Raw genomic sequence first — 16,923 nt, 5'->3', positions numbered from 1 at the left:
TCGCGGCGGGTGTCAAGCGCCGCCGGGGGTTCATTGTTCAGCGCGGAAATGCTTGGAGAGCTTCAGCCCCTGCGCCTGATAATTGGAACCAAGGCCGGTGCCGTAGAGGCCCTCCGGTTTTTCCAGCATGTACTCGTAGACCAGCCGGCCGACGATCTGGCCGTGCTCCAGGATGAAGGGCACCTCGTGGCTGCGGACTTCAAGCACGGCGCGGCTGCCGGTGCCACCCGCCTGCGCGTGGCCGAAGCCAGGATCGAAGAAGCCGGCGTAATGCACGCGGAATTCGCCCACCAGCGGGTCGAAGGGCGTCATTTCGGCCGCATAAAGCGGTGGCACATGCACGGCTTCGCGTGAAACGAGGATATAGAATTCATCCGGGTCAAGGATCAGTTCCGCACGGCCGCGCGCATAAAGCGGCTCCCAGAAATCGAGGACATCATGCTGGGCCTTCTTGTCGACATCCACCACAGCCGTGTGATGCTTGCCGCGATAGCCGATCAGCCCCGTCTCACCGAAACCCTTGAGGTCGATTGAAAGCGCGATACCGCCGCCCGTCACGTTCGGGTTTTCGCTCGCCACCAGCGTTTCCGTCTCGTGCAGTTTCAGCAGTTCACTTTCATTGAGAAGCGCATGGCCGATGCGGAAGCGAATTTGCGACAGGCGGGAGCCGCGGCGCACCACGATTGGGAAAGTTCGCGGGCTGATTTCCAGATAAAGCGGGCCAGCATAGCCAGCGGGGATCTTGTCGAATTCCTGCGCGTTGTCGGTCATCACGCGGGTGAAGATATCCAGACGGCCGGTCGAGCTTTTCGGATTGGCCGAGGCCGACATGTCCGCCGGCAGATCAAGGCTTTCCATCAAGGGAACGATATAGACACAACCGGTTTCCAGCACCGCGCCCTGGCTGAGATCGACCTCGTGCAGGCTGAGACGATTGAGCTTGTCGATGACACGGGTTCCGGGGCCGGGCATGAAGCTTGCGCGGACGCGGTAAGCTTTCGAGCCGAGCCGCAGATCGAGGCTGGCGGGCTGCACCTGGTCGATATCGAGATCCGCCTCGCTTTTCAGCTTGCCGCCCGCAAACAGCGCCCGGATCGCGCCATCCGCCAAAATGCCCGTGGTTCTCGTCATCGTCATCATTCCTTTTTACGGCGACAAAACCAAAAGGAAAGCATTGACGCAAGCCGATAACGGCAGTATGGCAAGCTTATCCCGTGGTGATTTGGCCGGTCGGCTTGCAGCCACGTTAAACAAGTGGCTAAAAAGACCGGGTGCTAGGAACCGGTCTGCTTTTGCGGCCGGTTTTTTTGTTTTGAAGGTGATCACATGAGCAATAAATGGCGCCCGGCAACCCAGCTCGTTCACGGCGGTACGCTACGCTCACCCTATGGTGAAACGTCGGAAGCGATCTATCTGACCCAGGGTTTCGTCTACGAGAACTCCGAAGCCGCCGAAGCGCGCTTCAAGGGCGAAACGGATGGATTCATCTATGCCCGCTACGCCAGCCCGACCAATGACATGTTCGAAAAACGCATGTGCCTGCTGGAAGGTGCGGAAGATGCCCGCGCGCTTGCCTCCGGCATGGCCGCCGTCACCGCCGCCATCATGTGCCAGCTGCGCGCCGGCGATCACATCGTTGCCGCACGCGCCCTTTTCGGCTCCTGCCGCTGGGTGGTTGAGACGCTTGCTCCGAAATACGGCATCGAATGCACGCTGATCGACGGACGCGATCTCGGCAACTGGGAAAAGGCGATCCAGCCGAACACCAAGCTGTTCTTCCTTGAAAGCCCGACCAATCCGACACTCGAAGTGGTGGATATTGCCGGCGTGGCAAAGCTTGCCAACCAGATCGGCGCGAAGGTCGTGGTCGACAATGTGTTTGCGACGCCGCTCTTCCAGAAGCCGCTCGAACTCGGCGCCCATATCGTCGTTTATTCGGCCACCAAACATATTGACGGCCAGGGCCGCTGCCTCGGTGGCGTGATCCTTTCCGACAAGAAGTGGATCGAAGAAGAGCTGCAGGATTATTTCCGCCACACAGGCCCGGCCATGTCGCCCTTCAACGCCTGGACGCTCCTGAAGGGCATCGAGACCCTGCCGCTGCGCGTCAAGCAGCAGACGGAGAATGCCTCGAAGATCGCCGATTTCCTCGCTGATAGCGGCAAGGTCGCCAAGGTCATCTATCCCGGCCGCGCCGATCACCCGCAGGCTGATATCATCGCACGGCAGATGTCCGGCGGCTCCACCCTGGTGGCCTTCGAACTGAAGGGCGGCAAGGAAGCGGCCTTCAAGCTGCAGAACGCGCTTGAGATCGTGAAGATTTCCAACAATCTCGGCGATGCCAAGAGCCTGATCACCCATCCCGGCACGACGACGCACAAGAACCTCACAGACGAGGCGCGTGCCGAACTCGGCATTTCCGGCGGCACCTTGCGCCTTTCCTGCGGCATCGAGGATACCGACGATCTGCTGGAAGATCTGGCAAAGGGTCTTGCGGCCGTTTCGGCCTGAAAATTCAATCGGCAAATCACCATGGCCTGACCGTGTGTCGGGCCATGGTTTGGCCATGCGGCCGGAAAAGACCGCATCAGGCAACCAATATTTACCTTTACCGTTATCCCTAACGGTAAAAAACAGCGCAACAGGAGATGCCTCCTGCCCGTCAAGTCATTCATTTTCTTGACGATAGCCAGAGCCTATAGTGTAGGATGCAGCGGCAGGCATAATATCGAGGTGTGGCGCGTATGTATCGTGCTCTGACAAGGGATATCGAGGTAACGGTCGATCCGTATTATCTCGAGGAACAATCCGACCCGGATGACGATCGTTACGTCTGGGGCTACAAGGTCGTGATCGCGAACAATTCCGATGTCCCCGTGAAACTCGTCAACCGTTATTGGCATATCACCGATCAGAACGGACAGGTGGACGAGGTCTATGGGCCGGGCGTCGTGGGCGAACAGCCGCAGCTCAAACCCGGCGACAGCTATGAATATTCCTCGGGATGCCCGCTGGATACGCCGTCAGGCCTGATGTTCGGCCATTATGAGATGGAAACGGAAAATGGCGAGGTGTTCAATGTCACCATACCCGCCTTCTCACTGGATTCACCCGGCCTGATGCGCGTCCTGAACTGACGACTGCGCCCGGTGAAGGAAAAGCCGCGCCTTTCAGAGCGCAGCTTTCGATTCAGGCATTCTCAAATTCGCTGACATCGTAGCGATAGGTGGTGGAGCAGAACTCGCAGGTGACCGCGATGGCGCCGTCTTCCTCGCTCGCCTTGATTTCCTCGGCGGTGAAGCCTGACAGCACACCCTTGATCTTGTCCCGGGAGCAGCTGCAGCGGTCGAAAATGGCCTGCGGGTCATAGATGCGCACGCCGCTTTCATGAAAAAGCCTATAGAGCAAGCGTTCCGACGGCACCTGCGGATCGGTTAGCTCATCCGTATCGATCGTATTCAGCAGCGTTACGGCTTCCGTCCAGGCATCATCCTCCTGCACCTCGTGGCCGCCCTCATCACCATCCCCACCATGCAGGTCGCGCATGCGCAACCGCTCGGGGGCCTGTGGCAGGAACTGCGCGATCAGGCCACCTGCACGCCAAGCGTGGCGCGGCTTACCCTCGCCATCGCGGTCGAAGAACTCGGCAACGCCAAGGCGCACACGGGTGGGAAGCTGTTCCGACTGGCGGAAATAGACGCCGGCGATGTCTTCCAGCGAGGAGCCATCAAGCGGCACGATGCCCTGATAGGGCTGCATGCCCGCGCCCTGATCGATGGTGAAGGCGAGAATACCGTTGCCCAGCAATTGCTCTGGCGAGGTTGCACCGGCAGCAACCGCTTCCGCCAACCGCTCCTCGTCAAAACGGGCGTAAGCGCGCATGCTGTCCGGCGCGGAGAAATCCGCGACCAGCAGGTCTACCGGGCCGTCGCCCTTGGTCTGGACGGTCAGCTTGCCGGAAAACTTGAGCGAGGTGCCGATCAGCGCCGTGAGGACCGTCGCTTCCGCCAGCAGGCGGGCAACTGCGGCGGGATAATCATGCCGTTCGAGGATGGCGTTCAGTAGCGGCCCGACCTGTACGGCGCGGCCGCGCACATCCAGACCTTCGACCTGAAAAGGCACAACCTTGTCGTCGCCAGCAAAATTGAGATCGTCCAGTTCAACCGTTACATCTGCCATGTTGATACTCCCTGGCGCAGCCGTGGCGCCGCTACCGTCCAAAAGTCCGGCTTTCAAATGTAGTTTTTCGCTTGTCGCACAGAGACCCGGGAAGCGAAACCGCTTCTGGAGAAAAACGTGCAATTGTGATGATGGCCCGCCAGCAAACCGACGAGCCTCTTCGAAGTCCCACAGATGGTAATCGATGCGTTTAAGTTCAAGCACCCGGCCCGACCATGATCAGGACGGGTGAATTCCTCAGATCACGCCCATGCACCATGCGATGACGGATTTCTGCGCGTGGAGACGGTTTTCCGCCTCATCGAAGACCACCGATTGCGGGCCGTCGATCACGGCATCCGTCACCTCTTCACCGCGATGCGCCGGCAGGCAGTGCATGAACAGCGCATCCTTTTCCGCCTTGGCCATCAGAGCCTCATTGACCTGATAGGGCTGGAAGATGTTGTGGCCGCGCGCCTTGTGCTCCTGGTTCATGGAGACCCAGGTATCGGTGACGACGCAATCCGCACCCGCGACCGCCTTGTCCGCATCATGATACAGCGCGACCTCGCCGCCATTGTTGCGGGCCCAGTTCAGGAACTTGTCATGCGGTTCGGAACCCATAGGCACGGCCATCGTCATGCGGTAGCCGAAGCGTGCCGAACCCTCGACGAAGGAGTGCAGCACGTTGTTGCCGTCCCCCGTCCAGGCAATGGTCTTGCCTTTGACCGGACCACGATGTTCCTCGAACGTCATGATGTCGGCCATGATCTGGCAGGGATGGGTATCATCCGTCAGGCCGTTGATAACAGGCACCGTCGCGTGTTCGGCAAGCTCGAGCAGGCGCGAATGGTCAGTGGTGCGGATCATGATGGCGTCCACATAACGTGACAGCACCTTGGCGGTATCGCCGATCGTTTCCGCACGACCGAGCTGCATTTCCGTGCCCGACAGGAAAAGGGTCTCGCCGCCGAGCTGGCGCATGCCGACATCGAAGGAAACGCGGGTGCGCGTGGACGGCTTTTCGAAGATCATTGCCAGCATCTTGCCGGCAAGCGGTTTTTCCGCCGTTCCGGCCTTCGTGGCGATCTTGCGCGCGCGCGCATCGTCAAGAATTGTCCGCAGGTCCTGCGGGCCGACGGCCGACAGGTCGAGAAAATGTTTAGGTGAAGCCATTTCAAACTGTCCCATGCTCGCGAGCCTCCGGGAAGAGGCCCGCCCTTTATTGTTTCCTCAGGCGATTTTCGCCTGCTTCGCGGTCAGGGATGCGGCTGCCGCTTCCACGCGTGCCAGGCCTTCTCGGGCCTCTTCCGCCGTGGTGACGAGCGGCGGCAGAAGGCGGATGACGTTATCGCCCGCCGGTACGCCGAGCAGATGTTCCGCACGCATGGCCTGCAGCAACTCACCCGAGGGAACCCTGGCCTTGATGCCGAGCAGCAGGCCTTCGCCGCGAATTTCCTCGATGACATCAGGATAACGATCCTTCAGCGAGGCAAGACCCTGACGGAAAACCAGCGCGACATCACGGACCTTTTCGAGAAAGCCGTCACCGAGGACGACGTCAAGTACGGCATTGCCGACCGCCATGGCCAGCGGATTGCCGCCATAGGTGGTGCCGTGCACGCCGGCCGTCATGCCGGAAGCGGCATCCGCAGTTGCAAGGCACGCGCCGAGCGGGAAACCGCCGCCGATACCCTTGGCAACCGCCATGATGTCAGGCGCGACACCGGTCTGCTCATAGGCAAAGAATTTGCCCGTGCGACCGACGCCGGTCTGAACCTCATCGAAAATCAGGAGCATGCCATGCTCGTCGCAGAGCGAACGCAGCAGCTTCAGGAATTCCTTGTTGGGTGCGCGGATGCCGCCCTCACCCTGAATGGGTTCGATCAGAAGTGCGGCCGTCTCCGGCGTGATGGCGGCCTTCAGCGCATCGACATCACCGAACGGCACCTGGTCAAAACCTTCGACCTTGGGACCGAAACCTTCGAGATATTTCTGCTGGCCACCGGCGGCGATCGTCGCCAGTGTGCGGCCGTGGAAGGCGCCTTCGAAGGTGACGATGCGGAACTTTTCCGGATGGCCCTTGGAATAATGGTAACGGCGCGCGGTCTTGATGGCGCATTCCAGCGCTTCCGCGCCGGAATTGGTGAAGAAGACCTTGTCCGCGAATGTCGCTTCGGTCAGTCGTTTGGCAAGCTTTTCCTGCCCCGGCACTTCATAGAGGTTAGAGACATGCCAGACCTTCTCAGCCTGGGTCTTGATCGCTTCCACGAGGTGCGGGTGGGCATGGCCAAGCGAGTTGACAGCGACGCCGGCCGCAAAATCCAGATATCGCTCGCCGCTTTCCGTGTACAGCCAGACGCCCTCGCCTCGCTCAAAGCGCAAGGGGGCTCTTGCAAACGTATCGAACAATGGCGCGGCGGCTTCGGCCATGGCTGTATCACTCCTTGCGCGAATGCGCTGTCAGACGGTTGTCAATAGGCTGGAGAGGTTATCCCTCGCCTGAAAATCAAAAATGCCGCCTTGCGGCGGCACCGGCACTATTGTCAGTTCGCCTGCCGATGTCAACAAAAGTCCGCATTTACCGGGCGTCTCAAGCACTGGTAGATGGAAGCTGATGAGGCCCAAGGTGTTGCCTTTCAGACTCAACTCGCCAGCAAGTTGGGGAAAACCGGAAAATCGATTCCAGATGATTCCCCCGACTCTTGCCACGGAGTCGGGCTGGCACTAGGTTAATCGCTAATTACTAGACTGCATTGCGGCGGAACTAGTCACCGAAAATCTGGCGGAAACCACGCTTGCGGCACGCCCGCGGGGCGGAGAGGGATTCTGCCGAAAATACACGCGAAAAGCGGAGAAGCGGCATGAACTGGACAGACGAGCGAGTCGAGAAACTCAAGAAATTGTGGGCCGAGGGACTTAGCGCCAGCCAGATAGCAGCGCAGCTGGGCGGTGTCAGCCGTAATGCCGTCATCGGCAAGGTCCACCGTCTCAATCTGCCGGGACGCGTCAAGGCTGGCGGTCCGGTCACTTCGGCGCGTTCCGCGCCCAAGCGTGCTGCCACCCCTGCCCCACGCGCGGCGAATTTCGCGGGCCGCGTCGGCACGGCACCGGCCCGGATTCTGACGCGCTCCAACGCAGCAACGGCTCTTCAGGAAGAGATCGGCATCGAGACGGCTGAAGTTCTCGATTACGTTCCTTCCAGAAACGTCGTCACCCCGATTTCCCGTCGCCTGACGCTGACGGAACTGACGGAGCGCACGTGCAAGTGGCCCGTCGGCGACCCCCTGAAAGACGATTTCCATTTCTGCGGTTGTGAAGCGCTGGAATCTTCGCCCTATTGCAAGTTCCATGCGAAGCTCGCCTACCAGCCGGTCAGCGAGCGCCGTAAAGCTTGAGTGTTGCGGCACGCATTTGACACTCAAAAACTACGGGCCTTCGGGCCCGTTTTTTTGACAAAACGTATCGCGCCTCTCGGGCAGTTACAGCAGGACGTCAAGGCTTTCCTTATCGCCGTCGAGCTTCGCCCGGCAAGCCAGATTTCTGCGCGCCATCGGCAACTTGTCAAAGGGATGACGCTGTCGTCTTTTGGAAGATTCAAAATGAAAAGGCCCGATACCATTCCGGTTTCGGGCCTTTCTATTTTGGAGAATGTCGTGCTGAGGGGAACCTCTGTTCGGTTCCGATCATGCTTCCATCGAATATCCGGCACCACGCACGGTGCGGATGACATCCTGCATATGGGAGAAATTGAGCGCCTTGCGCAGGCGCCCGACATGCACGTCGACAGTACGCTCATCGACGTAGATATCGTGGCCCCAGACGCCATCCAGCAATTGCGAGCGGGAGAACACCCGGCCCGGAGAGGTCATCAGGAACTCCAGCAGGCGGAATTCCGTCGGGCCGAGGCGCACTTCGCGACTTTTGCGGTGAACGCGATGGGTCTCGCGATCCAGTTCGATATCGCCGCATTTCAGCACCGAAGACAGGACCTCGGGACGCGCCCGGCGCAGCATGGCCTTGACGCGGGCCATGAGTTCCGGTGTCGAGAACGGCTTGACGACATAATCGTCGGCACCGGTGGCCAGGCCACGAACGCGCTCGCTCTCTTCGCCACGCGCCGTCAGCATGATGATGGGCAGGCGTTCGGTTTCCGGCCGCATACGAAGCCGCCGGCAAAGCTCGATGCCGGAGACGCCAGGCAGCATCCAGTCCAGGATGAGAAGATCCGGAATACGCTCCTGCAGCCTGATTTCCGCCTCGTCGCCACGGGGTATCGTATCGACGTCGTATCCCTCAGCCTCGAGATTGTAACGAAGCAGGACGCTTAGAGCTTCCTCATCTTCCACAACTGCAATCTTGGGCACCATATGCTAACTCCGCAAGCCTCTGCTTGTCTGTTACTCGGTCACAGAACCGAGGGTGTTGGAACTGTCGTCCTTCGGACGCTCGCCCTCCGGCTGGCTGCCGGTGGTCATGTAGTAGATCGTCTCGGCGATATTGGTGGCATGGTCGCCGATACGCTCGATGTTCTTGGCGCAGAACAGAAGATGCGTGCAGGTGGTGATGTTGCGCGGATCTTCCATCATGTAGGTCAGAAGCTCACGGAAGAGCGACGTATACATGGCGTCGATTTCTTCATCGCGCTCGCGGATGGCATTGGCCTTCTCGGCGGAACGCGTGGAATAGACGTCAAGCACTTCCTTGAGCTGCACCAGCGCCAGTTCCGACAGGTGCTCAAGGCCACGAGCGAGCTTGCGCGGTACGCCGGTGCCGGCAACCGCGATCACGCGCTTGGCAGTGTTCTTCCCGAGGTCGCCAACGCGCTCAAGATCGGCAGCAATGCGCAGCGTGCCGATGATTTCGCGAAGGTCCGCTGCCATCGGCTGCCGCTTGGCAATGGTAACGATGGCCTTGTCGCCGATCTCGCGCTCGGCGTGGTCGAGGATCGCGTCATCGGAAATGACTTTCTGCGCGAGCGCAGCATCGGAATTCACGAGCGCACGCACGGCGTCGCCACACATCTGCTCGGCAAGACCGCCCATTTCGGCGATGCGGCGCGTCAGAAACTTCAGTTCATCATCATAGGCAGACAGAATATGCGAATGGGTCGTTGTCTGTGTCACGGTCTAGTCCTCCGGCTTGGCCTTCATGCGCGTGCCGGGAAGCGGGCACGGCAGAGGCACCAGTCTTGTTCGGTTTCGAGAAAGCGCCGGCCGGGATCAGCCGAAGCGGCCCATGATGTAGTCCTGCGTGCGCTGGTCGTCCGGATTGGTGAACATCTTGTCGGTTTCGTTTTCCTCAACAAGGTGACCAAGGTGGAACATGGCCGTGCGCTGGGAAACACGCGCCGCCTGCTGCATGGAGTGTGTGACGATGACGATCGTGTAATTGGTGCGCAACTCGTGGATCAGTTCCTCGACCTTTGCGGTTGCGATCGGGTCAAGCGCCGAGCACGGCTCGTCCATCAGGATCACTTCCGGGCTGACGGCAACCGCGCGTGCGATGCACAGACGCTGCTGCTGGCCGCCGGAAAGACCCGTGCCGGACTCCTGCAGACGATCCTTCACCTCGTTCCAGAGGCCGGCCTTCTGCAGGCTATGTTCGACGATCTGGTCCATATCCGCCTTGTTGCGGGCGAGACCGTGGATACGCGGACCGTAGGAAATGTTTTCGTAGATCGTCTTCGGGAAAGGGTTCGGCTTCTGGAACACCATGCCGACACGGGCCCGCAGTTCCACAACGTCAATCTGCTGATCGTAGATATCGTCGGTGTCGAGCGTGATCTTGCCGGTGACCCGGCAGCCGTCGATCGTGTCGTTCATACGGTTCAGGGTACGCAGGAATGTGGACTTACCGCAGCCCGAGGGGCCGATCAGCGCGGTCACCGTATTTTCCCGAACGTTAAGGTTCACGTCGTAAAGCGCGCGCTTTTCGCCGTAATAAACCGAAACGTCCTTGCCGATCATCTTGTATGAGACTTCATTCATTTTCTTGTCCAGCGCCTTTTCAACTGCTGCTTCCGACAACATGTTCATTGCTCAATCTCCCTCTACCAGCGCCGTTCGAAGCGGCGACGCAACAGGATTGCGCCAACATTCATGACGATGAGGAACAGAAGCAGGATGATGATAGCGCCGGATGTCCTTTCGACAAAGGCGCGCTCGGCTTCGTTCGCCCACATGTAAATCTGCACCGGCAGGGCCGTGGACGGATCCATCGGCGTTGTCGGGTAGTTCGCGACGAATGCCACCATGCCGATCAGGAGCAGCGGCGCCGTTTCACCCAGCGCGTGGGCGAGACCGATGATGGTGCCGGTCAGGATACCGGGCATGGCGAGCGGCAGCACATGGTGGAAGATCGTCTGCATCTTGGAAGCGCCGAGGCCGAGGGCTGCGGCGCGGATCGACGGGGGCACGGCCTTGAGGGCAGCGCGGGTCGCGATGATGATCGTCGGCAACGTCATCAGCGTCAGGACAAGACCGCCGACCAGGGAGGCCGAGCGCGGAAAGCCCATGAAGTTGATGAAGACGGAAAGGCCGAGCAGACCGTAAACGATCGAGGGCACAGCCGCGAGATTGTTGATATTCACCTCGATGAGATCCGTCAGGCGATTCTTCGGGGCAAATTCCTCAAGATAGATGGAGGCCGCGACACCGATCGGCAGCGACAGCACGAGCACGATCATCATCATGTAGAATGAGCCGATCAAAGCCACGCCGACACCCGCCGCTTCGGGACGGCTCGAATTGCCGTTGACGAAGATGCCGGTATTGAAATGCTTGCCGAGCTGTCCGCTTTCGGCGAGCTGGTTCATCCAGCCTAGCTGCTGGTTCGAGATGCGGCGATTGGCTTCAGCCGCAGTCAGATCGACCTGGCCCTTGAAGGCGCTGTCGACATCACCCGACGCCAGAAGCGTGACGGTGCGCGTGGTGCCGATGACGGCAGGATCGGCGACGACGATGTCACGCAGCTGCGTGCGCACGCTGTCGGAGATCAGGAGGTTGACGGCACGAAGACCGGCACGGTCGGTCGGTGCAATGCCGAGAACCTTGGCGACCGCGTCGCGGGCAACGACCGGATAATTGGCCGTCATCAGCTTTGCCGGGTTGGTGGCGCGCTCATTCTTCGGATCGATGATCTGTTCGGAAAACTCGACCGGAACTGTGATCATCGTCTGCTGGAAAGCGGTATAACCCTTGGAAACAACCGAAAAAAGCAGCAGGAAGAGAAAGATGAGGCCGAAGGAAATCGCTGCCATTCCGTAAGCACGGAAGCGACGTTCGGCGGCATAGCGGCGCTTGATGCCGATATCACGGCGCGTGGCCTTGTTCACGGCGCTACCGCCGGCTGCGGGAGAAACGATGTCGGTCATTCATATTGCTCCCGGTATTTGCGCACGATGTATAGCGCGTAGATATTCAGGCAAAGCGTGATGGCGAAAAGCGTGATGCCGAGCGCAAAGGCGACCAGCGTCTGGGGCGAGGTGAATTCAAGGTCGCCGGTAAGCTGGCTGACGATCTTCACCGTCACCGTGGTCATGGGCTCGAAAGGATTGAGCTGCAGGCGGGCAGCAACGCCGGCCGCCAGAACCACGATCATGGTTTCGCCGATGGCGCGCGAGGCCGTCATCAGCACCGCGCCGACGATGCCGGGAAGAGCGGCGGGAACGATGACCTTCTTGATGGTTTCGGACCGTGTGGCGCCGAGACCCAGCGAACCGTCACGCAGAGAACGCGGAACGGCGGTGATGATGTCATCCGACAGCGACGAGACATAGGGTATCAGCATGATGCCCATGACGAAGCCGGCGGTGATGACGCTCTGCGCCTGGATGAAGTTGGCGTAGTTGCCCGTCGCCAGACCGTTGATCTGCGTGGAAATGTCTCTGAGGAAAGGACCGACCGTCGTCAGCGCGAAGAAGCCGTAGACGATGGTGGGGATGCCCGCGAGCACCTCGAGCAGCGGCTTTACCACGGAGCGAAGGCGGGGCGAGGCATATTCCGACATGTAGATCGCAGAAAACAGACCGACCGGGACCGCGACCAGCATCGCGACGAAACCGATATAGAGTGTGCCGGCGAGCAGCGGGATCAAGCCGAACTGACCGGACGAGTCTGTCGCACCCGCCGCCGCAAAACGTGGATCCCATACCGTTCCGAAGAAGAACTGATGTGCCGGAACCATGTTGAAGAACTGGATCGCCTCCGTCAGCATCGAGAGCACGATGCCGATGGTCGTGAGGATGGCGATGGACGAGGCGACAAGCAGCGCCGCGAGAATGACCTTTTCGACCTGGTTGCGCGCCCGGAAGCGCGGGGCGATCGCACGCAGCGCATAGGCTGCACCACCGAGCGCGACCAGCAGCACCGTCGCGATCATCGCGATCCGGCTGGTGGAGCTCATGGCGTTGAGCGTCTGGGCGGCATCGACCATGAACCGCTCGGGATCACCGGCGATCGCGACACCCTTCGATGCCAGAAGCGGCCGGACCGCAGCCGTGTCCGCCTGAACCTGCGCGGTTTCCTCCGGCGTCAGCCGCTGAAGGCCGCGGGCAATGGAGGTCACCATGCCATAGGTGAGGCTCTGCTGCGCCTCGGATTGCGCCCGGACATCCTCCGGGAAATCACCGCGCACTGCCGAGGTGACGAGCAACGGGCTGATCACCAGCCAGGCACAGAGAATGAACGCCGCGGGCAAAACAGCCCAGACGACCGCGTAAGAGCCGTGATAACCGGCACGGGAATGCATGCTGGAGGGGCGACCACCAGACAGGACAACAGCGCGGCGGCTGCCGAGCAGATAGCTGCCGATGCCGATGAGCGCCAGTATCAGCAAAAGGATCGATGTGTTCATTAGAGTTCCCTCGGCGTGCCTCAAGAGCACGGTGCGATATCGGGCAAATCAAAAAGTCATCAAAACGAGACCGCTGGACCATCCGGAGATGCTTGCCGCCTGACTGTAATAAAGTCTGGCAAGCGTCAAGGTTGATACATCCTATCCATCTGTAATCCATCAATAATCATGTGGACGGCGATGGATGGGAACTGTCAACCGGAGACAATCACCGAGACGAATGGCACCGGAGCGGAGCGAGGGGCGCGGCAGGCCGCACCCCTCTTTCTTTTTTACATCGAAGCGCCGGCAGCGAACTTGGAGCGAATTTCTTCGCGCTCTTTGTCCGGAGCGGCAACGAGGCCGTAGTTTGCGAGCGGGGAGTCCGGGCCGATCATTTCGTCAGAAACGAAGAACTCGACGTATTCCTTGAGGCCCGGGATAACGCCCAGGTGAGCCTTCTTCACGTAGAAGAACAGCGGGCGGGAAACCGGGTACTTGCCGCTGGCAACGGTTTCGGTGGACGGAACGACGCCGGAAACAGTCGCAACCTTAAGGCGGTCAGCGTTGTTTTCATAGAAAGCGAGGCCGAAAACACCGAGGCCGGTCTTATTGGCATCGATACGAGCAAGCGTTTCGGTGTAGTCGCCGTCGATATCGACTGCAGCGCCGTCCTTACGAACTGCAACGCACTTGGCAGCAGCCTGCTTGGCGTCAGGGACCAGCGCCTTGATGGCGTCGGTCGCCTTGGCTTCCTTGCAGCCGTCAGCCATGATCTTCTCTTCGAAGACTTCGCGCGTGCCGTGCTTGGAACCCGGGATGTAAGCGGCGATCGCTACGTCAGGCAGTTCCTTGTTGATTTCCGACCACTTCTTGTAAGGGTTGGCAACGAGCTTGCCATCCTTGACGACTTCAGCGGCGAGCGCAAGGTACAGATCCTTCGGCTCGAGCTTGATGTCCTTGTTGGAAGAATCCATTGCGAAGACAATGCCGTCGTAGCCGATCTTCACTTCCTGAACGTCGGTAACACCAGCAGCCTTACAGGCGGCCAGTTCGTCGCTCTTGATCGGACGCGAAGCATTGGCGATGTCGATGGTGCCTTCGCCGACGCCGGAGCAGAATGCCTTCAGACCACCGCCCGTACCGCCGGACTCAACAACCGGAGCTTTGAAGTTCGGGAAAGTCTCGGCAAAAGTCTCAGCAACGATCTTGGCGTAAGGCAGAACCGTGGAAGAACCAGCAACCTGGATCTGGTCGCGAGCAGCGGCGGCGCCAGCGAAGGCGACAGAAGCCACCAGAGCTGCTGCGGAAAATTTAACGAAGTTCATTTGTCTCTCCCGTCGTGGGCTTGTTTGTGGACGCAGCCGATAGCGGCACTCGCTTTAAGCATGCGCTCGGCGACCTTTTCTTAACCACCGTTGCCACATCCTTTTATGTCACTTTGACGAAAGATTTGTGACAGATTAAATTATTGATTTAATTGATATATTTCTGAGAAATATAAAAATGGCCCATCTTTCATGTCAAAATCTGACGGTGAAGTCCGTGCCATTGCCCAGTTCCGATTTAATAATGAGCCTGGCGCGGTGGCGGGTGAGGATGTGCTTGACGATGGCAAGCCCGAGACCCGTGCCCTTTTTCGAACGGCTGTCGGCAACGCTGACGCGATAAAAACGCTCGGTGAGACGCGGCACATGTTCGGCGGGAATGCCCGGCCCCTTGTCGATGATGCTGACCTCCACCGGCTTGCCGGGTTCGGCGCGCAGCCAAACATCCACGACCTTGCCCTCCTGTCCATATTTGCAAGCGTTTTCAACGAGATTCTGGAACACCTGCACCAGCTCGTCGCGGTCCCCCTGCACCTCCGCCGGCCGGTCCGGCAGATGCAGCGTGATGGTCACATCCAGCTCATCGGCAAGCGGCAGCAGCGCATCGCGCACATGACCGATGACGGGGACAAGATCGACCTTCTGGTCCGGCGCGATGTTTGCCCGCAGTTCCAGCCGTGAAAGGGACATGAGATCATCCACCAGCCTGCTCATGCGCGTTGCCTGATCCAGCATGATGGCAAGGAAGCGCTCCTGCGCCTTGGGGTCGTTGCGTGCCGGCCCCTGCATGGTTTCGATGAAACCGCGGAGCGAGGCGAGTGGAGTGCGCAATTCATGGCTCGCATTGGCGACGAAATCGCTGCGCATACGGTCGATGCGGCGAAGCTCGGAGACGTCGCGGAAGGACAGGATGTAGAATGGCGGGCCTGCCCCCTCGCCCACATCCGCGCGGGCGATGCGGACGATGAAGACCCGTTCGGAGGGGAAACGCTCGGAATGTTCGACCTGGTTGGGCTGCCCGGTGGTGATGGTTTCGCGAATGACATCAAGCAAGCCGGGTGAGCGTAGCCTTGCGGAAATATGCGCACCGGCGGGAAGCTGGCCGAAGGCGCGCTCGGCAGCGCCGTTCTGAAACAGCACACTGGCATTCTTGTCGAGAATGAAAACGGGCGTATCCAGCACCGCAAGGCCCGCCCTTACACCGGAGATGACGCTTTCACCCGGCACATCCGGCTCATCCATATCCGCGGCTGTGTCTTTATCCTTCTCGGGCGCCGCCGGTTTTTCCCGAACGGCAAGAATGGCGATGATCGCGCAGAACCAGAGGACGGCGGGCATATAGGATGTGTGCAGTTCGGCAACGGCCACCACGGCAAGCATGCTGACGATGAGAACGGGCAACCAGTTCCGGCCGAGCTTCTTCCCCAAAAGCCTCAATCCACTCTCGCCTTCCCTGACTGCCATTTCAGTCTGCTCTCCACTTTCACCTGACCGCGCATCGAAATCTCATAGGCCAGCTTCATGACAGAGATTCATCATCGCGCATTTTCCACAACGTATATGCGCGAAATCCACGCCGCAATCGCCAGTGCCGTCGCGGCCCGGCCCGCCGGTCCTGTTTCACTTGAATTCCGGCAATGGATGTGAACTCATTGGCGGCGAGTTGCCTTTACACAACAATAGCAGGAGGAAACCATGGTCGAAGAAAAGAAGAAGCGGACGGTCGAGATCACCATTGGCGGCAAGCTGCGCAGCTTCGACATCGACGACCCGGTTCTTCCTGGCTGGGTGGAGGAAAAGAAGCTCTCCGCCGGCGATTTCCCCTACGACAAGAAGATGAAGCGGGAGGATTACGACGCCGCTCTGGAAGCGCTGCAGGTGGAGCTCGTCAAGGTGCAGTTCTGGCTGCAGGCCACCGGCAAAAGGGTCATGGCCGTTTTTGAAGGCCGCGACGCGGCGGGCAAGGGCGGCGCGATCTTTGCGACCCATGCTTATCTGAACCCCCGCTATGCCCGCGTGGTGGCACTGACCAAACCAACGGAAACCGAGCGCGGCCAATGGTATTTCCAGCGCTACATCTCACATTTTCCGACCGCCGGCGAATTCGTTCTCTTCGACCGTTCCTGGTATAACCGTGCCGGCGTGGAACCGGTGATGGGCTTCTGTACCCCGGACGAACACAAGCGCTTCCTCAAGGAGACGCCGCGCCTGGAAAAGATGCTTGTTCACGACGACATTCACCTTTTCAAGTTCTGGCTCGACATCGGCCGCGAAACGCAGATCGAACGCTTCCATGACCGTCGCCACAGCCAGCTGAAATGCTGGAAGCTTTCGGATATGGACATCGCCGCTCTGACGAAATGGGACGATTACACGCAAAAGCGCGACGAGATGCTGGAAAAGACCCACACCGATGCCGCCCCCTGGACGGTGGTGCGCACCAACGACAAGCGCCGCGCACGGGTGAACCTCATTCGCCATATTCTCCTTGCGCTCGATTATGAGGGCAAGGACAAAAAAGCCATCGGCGAGATCGACGACAAGATATTGGGATCAGGACCGGACTTTCTCAAATAAGACCGGGAGACGACGGCAAGCGCCC

The 16,923-nt window shown here is 59.6% G+C and carries 15 protein-coding genes and 1 riboswitch; of the genes, 4 read left to right on the top strand and 11 right to left on the bottom strand.

The annotated features are described in order from the left end of the window. Positions 1 to 30: 30 nt before the first annotated feature. A complete protein-coding gene (locus CFBP5499_RS00570) occupies positions 31 to 1,131 on the bottom strand; it encodes a 2'-deoxycytidine 5'-triphosphate deaminase (protein ID WP_080827495.1) in 1,101 nt (366 codons plus the stop codon). Between the two features lie 73 nt (positions 1,132 to 1,204). After that, positions 1,205 to 1,283, top strand: a riboswitch (SAM riboswitch). Between the two features lie 43 nt (positions 1,284 to 1,326). Between CFBP5499_RS00570 and CFBP5499_RS00565 the strand changes: the two genes are divergently transcribed. Further along, positions 1,327 to 2,511 carry an O-succinylhomoserine sulfhydrylase gene (locus tag CFBP5499_RS00565; protein WP_080826594.1) on the top strand — a complete coding sequence of 395 codons (1,185 nt, stop codon included), beginning with the start codon at positions 1,327 to 1,329 and terminating at the stop codon, positions 2,509 to 2,511. A gap of 233 nt (positions 2,512 to 2,744) precedes the next feature. Further along, the gene (apaG, locus tag CFBP5499_RS00560) at positions 2,745 to 3,137 is read left to right on the top strand and encodes a Co2+/Mg2+ efflux protein ApaG (protein ID WP_010970890.1); all 393 of its coding nucleotides are present in this window, start codon (positions 2,745 to 2,747) and stop codon (positions 3,135 to 3,137) included. Positions 3,138 to 3,189: 52 nt separating this feature from the next. Here the strand turns inward: apaG and CFBP5499_RS00555 are convergent, their stop codons facing one another. The 3 genes from CFBP5499_RS00555 to CFBP5499_RS00545 form a co-directional block, all read right to left on the bottom strand. After that, positions 3,190 to 4,179, bottom strand: coding sequence for an Hsp33 family molecular chaperone (locus CFBP5499_RS00555; protein WP_080826596.1), 990 nt, complete (start codon positions 4,177 to 4,179; stop codon positions 3,190 to 3,192). A 237-nt stretch (positions 4,180 to 4,416) separates the two neighbouring features. Next, on the bottom strand, positions 4,417 to 5,334 hold the full coding sequence (argF, locus tag CFBP5499_RS00550) for an ornithine carbamoyltransferase (protein ID WP_080827496.1): 918 nt from the start codon (positions 5,332 to 5,334) through the stop codon (positions 4,417 to 4,419). Positions 5,335 to 5,391: 57 nt separating this feature from the next. Then, positions 5,392 to 6,591, bottom strand: coding sequence for an aspartate aminotransferase family protein (locus tag CFBP5499_RS00545; RefSeq protein ID WP_080826599.1), 1,200 nt, complete (start codon positions 6,589 to 6,591; stop codon positions 5,392 to 5,394). Positions 6,592 to 7,022: 431 nt separating this feature from the next. Between CFBP5499_RS00545 and CFBP5499_RS00535 the strand changes: the two genes are divergently transcribed. Next, positions 7,023 to 7,556 carry a GcrA family cell cycle regulator gene (locus CFBP5499_RS00535; protein WP_080826603.1) on the top strand — a complete coding sequence of 178 codons (534 nt, stop codon included), beginning with the start codon at positions 7,023 to 7,025 and terminating at the stop codon, positions 7,554 to 7,556. A 288-nt stretch (positions 7,557 to 7,844) separates the two neighbouring features. On the opposite strand, the gene phoB is transcribed toward CFBP5499_RS00535, so the two are convergent. From phoB to phoR, 7 genes are all read right to left on the bottom strand, one after another. Further along, positions 7,845 to 8,528: a phosphate regulon transcriptional regulator PhoB gene (gene phoB, locus CFBP5499_RS00530; RefSeq protein WP_003493692.1), complete on the bottom strand. Its 684-nt coding sequence runs from the start codon at positions 8,526 to 8,528 to the stop codon at positions 7,845 to 7,847. Between the two features lie 30 nt (positions 8,529 to 8,558). Further along, positions 8,559 to 9,284: a phosphate signaling complex protein PhoU gene (gene phoU, locus CFBP5499_RS00525; protein WP_080826605.1), complete on the bottom strand. Its 726-nt coding sequence runs from the start codon at positions 9,282 to 9,284 to the stop codon at positions 8,559 to 8,561. 96 nt (positions 9,285 to 9,380) lie between these two features. After that, a complete protein-coding gene (gene pstB / locus CFBP5499_RS00520) occupies positions 9,381 to 10,196 on the bottom strand; it encodes a phosphate ABC transporter ATP-binding protein PstB (RefSeq protein WP_080826606.1) in 816 nt (271 codons plus the stop codon). A gap of 14 nt (positions 10,197 to 10,210) precedes the next feature. Continuing rightward, positions 10,211 to 11,533, bottom strand: a complete 1,323-nt coding sequence (gene pstA / locus CFBP5499_RS00515; protein WP_080826608.1) for a phosphate ABC transporter permease PstA — start codon at positions 11,531 to 11,533, stop codon at positions 10,211 to 10,213. After that, positions 11,530 to 13,014 (bottom strand): phosphate ABC transporter permease subunit PstC, encoded by a 1,485-nt coding sequence (pstC, locus tag CFBP5499_RS00510; protein ID WP_080826610.1) that lies wholly within the window; start codon positions 13,012 to 13,014, stop codon positions 11,530 to 11,532. The genes pstA and pstC overlap by 4 nt, the downstream gene beginning before the upstream one ends. Positions 13,015 to 13,286: 272 nt before the next feature. Beyond that, complete coding sequence (locus CFBP5499_RS00505) at positions 13,287 to 14,321, bottom strand: substrate-binding domain-containing protein (RefSeq protein WP_080826612.1); 1,035 nt, start codon at positions 14,319 to 14,321, stop codon at positions 13,287 to 13,289. A 195-nt stretch (positions 14,322 to 14,516) separates the two neighbouring features. Further along, a complete protein-coding gene (gene phoR, locus CFBP5499_RS00500) occupies positions 14,517 to 15,785 on the bottom strand; it encodes a phosphate regulon sensor histidine kinase PhoR (RefSeq protein ID WP_080826614.1) in 1,269 nt (422 codons plus the stop codon). Positions 15,786 to 16,016: 231 nt separating this feature from the next. Between phoR and ppk2 the strand changes: the two genes are divergently transcribed. Further along, positions 16,017 to 16,898: a polyphosphate kinase 2 gene (gene ppk2, locus CFBP5499_RS00495; RefSeq protein WP_080826616.1), complete on the top strand. Its 882-nt coding sequence runs from the start codon at positions 16,017 to 16,019 to the stop codon at positions 16,896 to 16,898. Positions 16,899 to 16,923: the final 25 nt, after the last annotated feature.

Source organism: Agrobacterium tumefaciens (assembly GCF_005221325.1).
GTDB lineage: Bacteria > Pseudomonadota > Alphaproteobacteria > Rhizobiales > Rhizobiaceae > Agrobacterium.
This window is presented reverse-complemented; position numbering and strand designations above follow the sequence as displayed.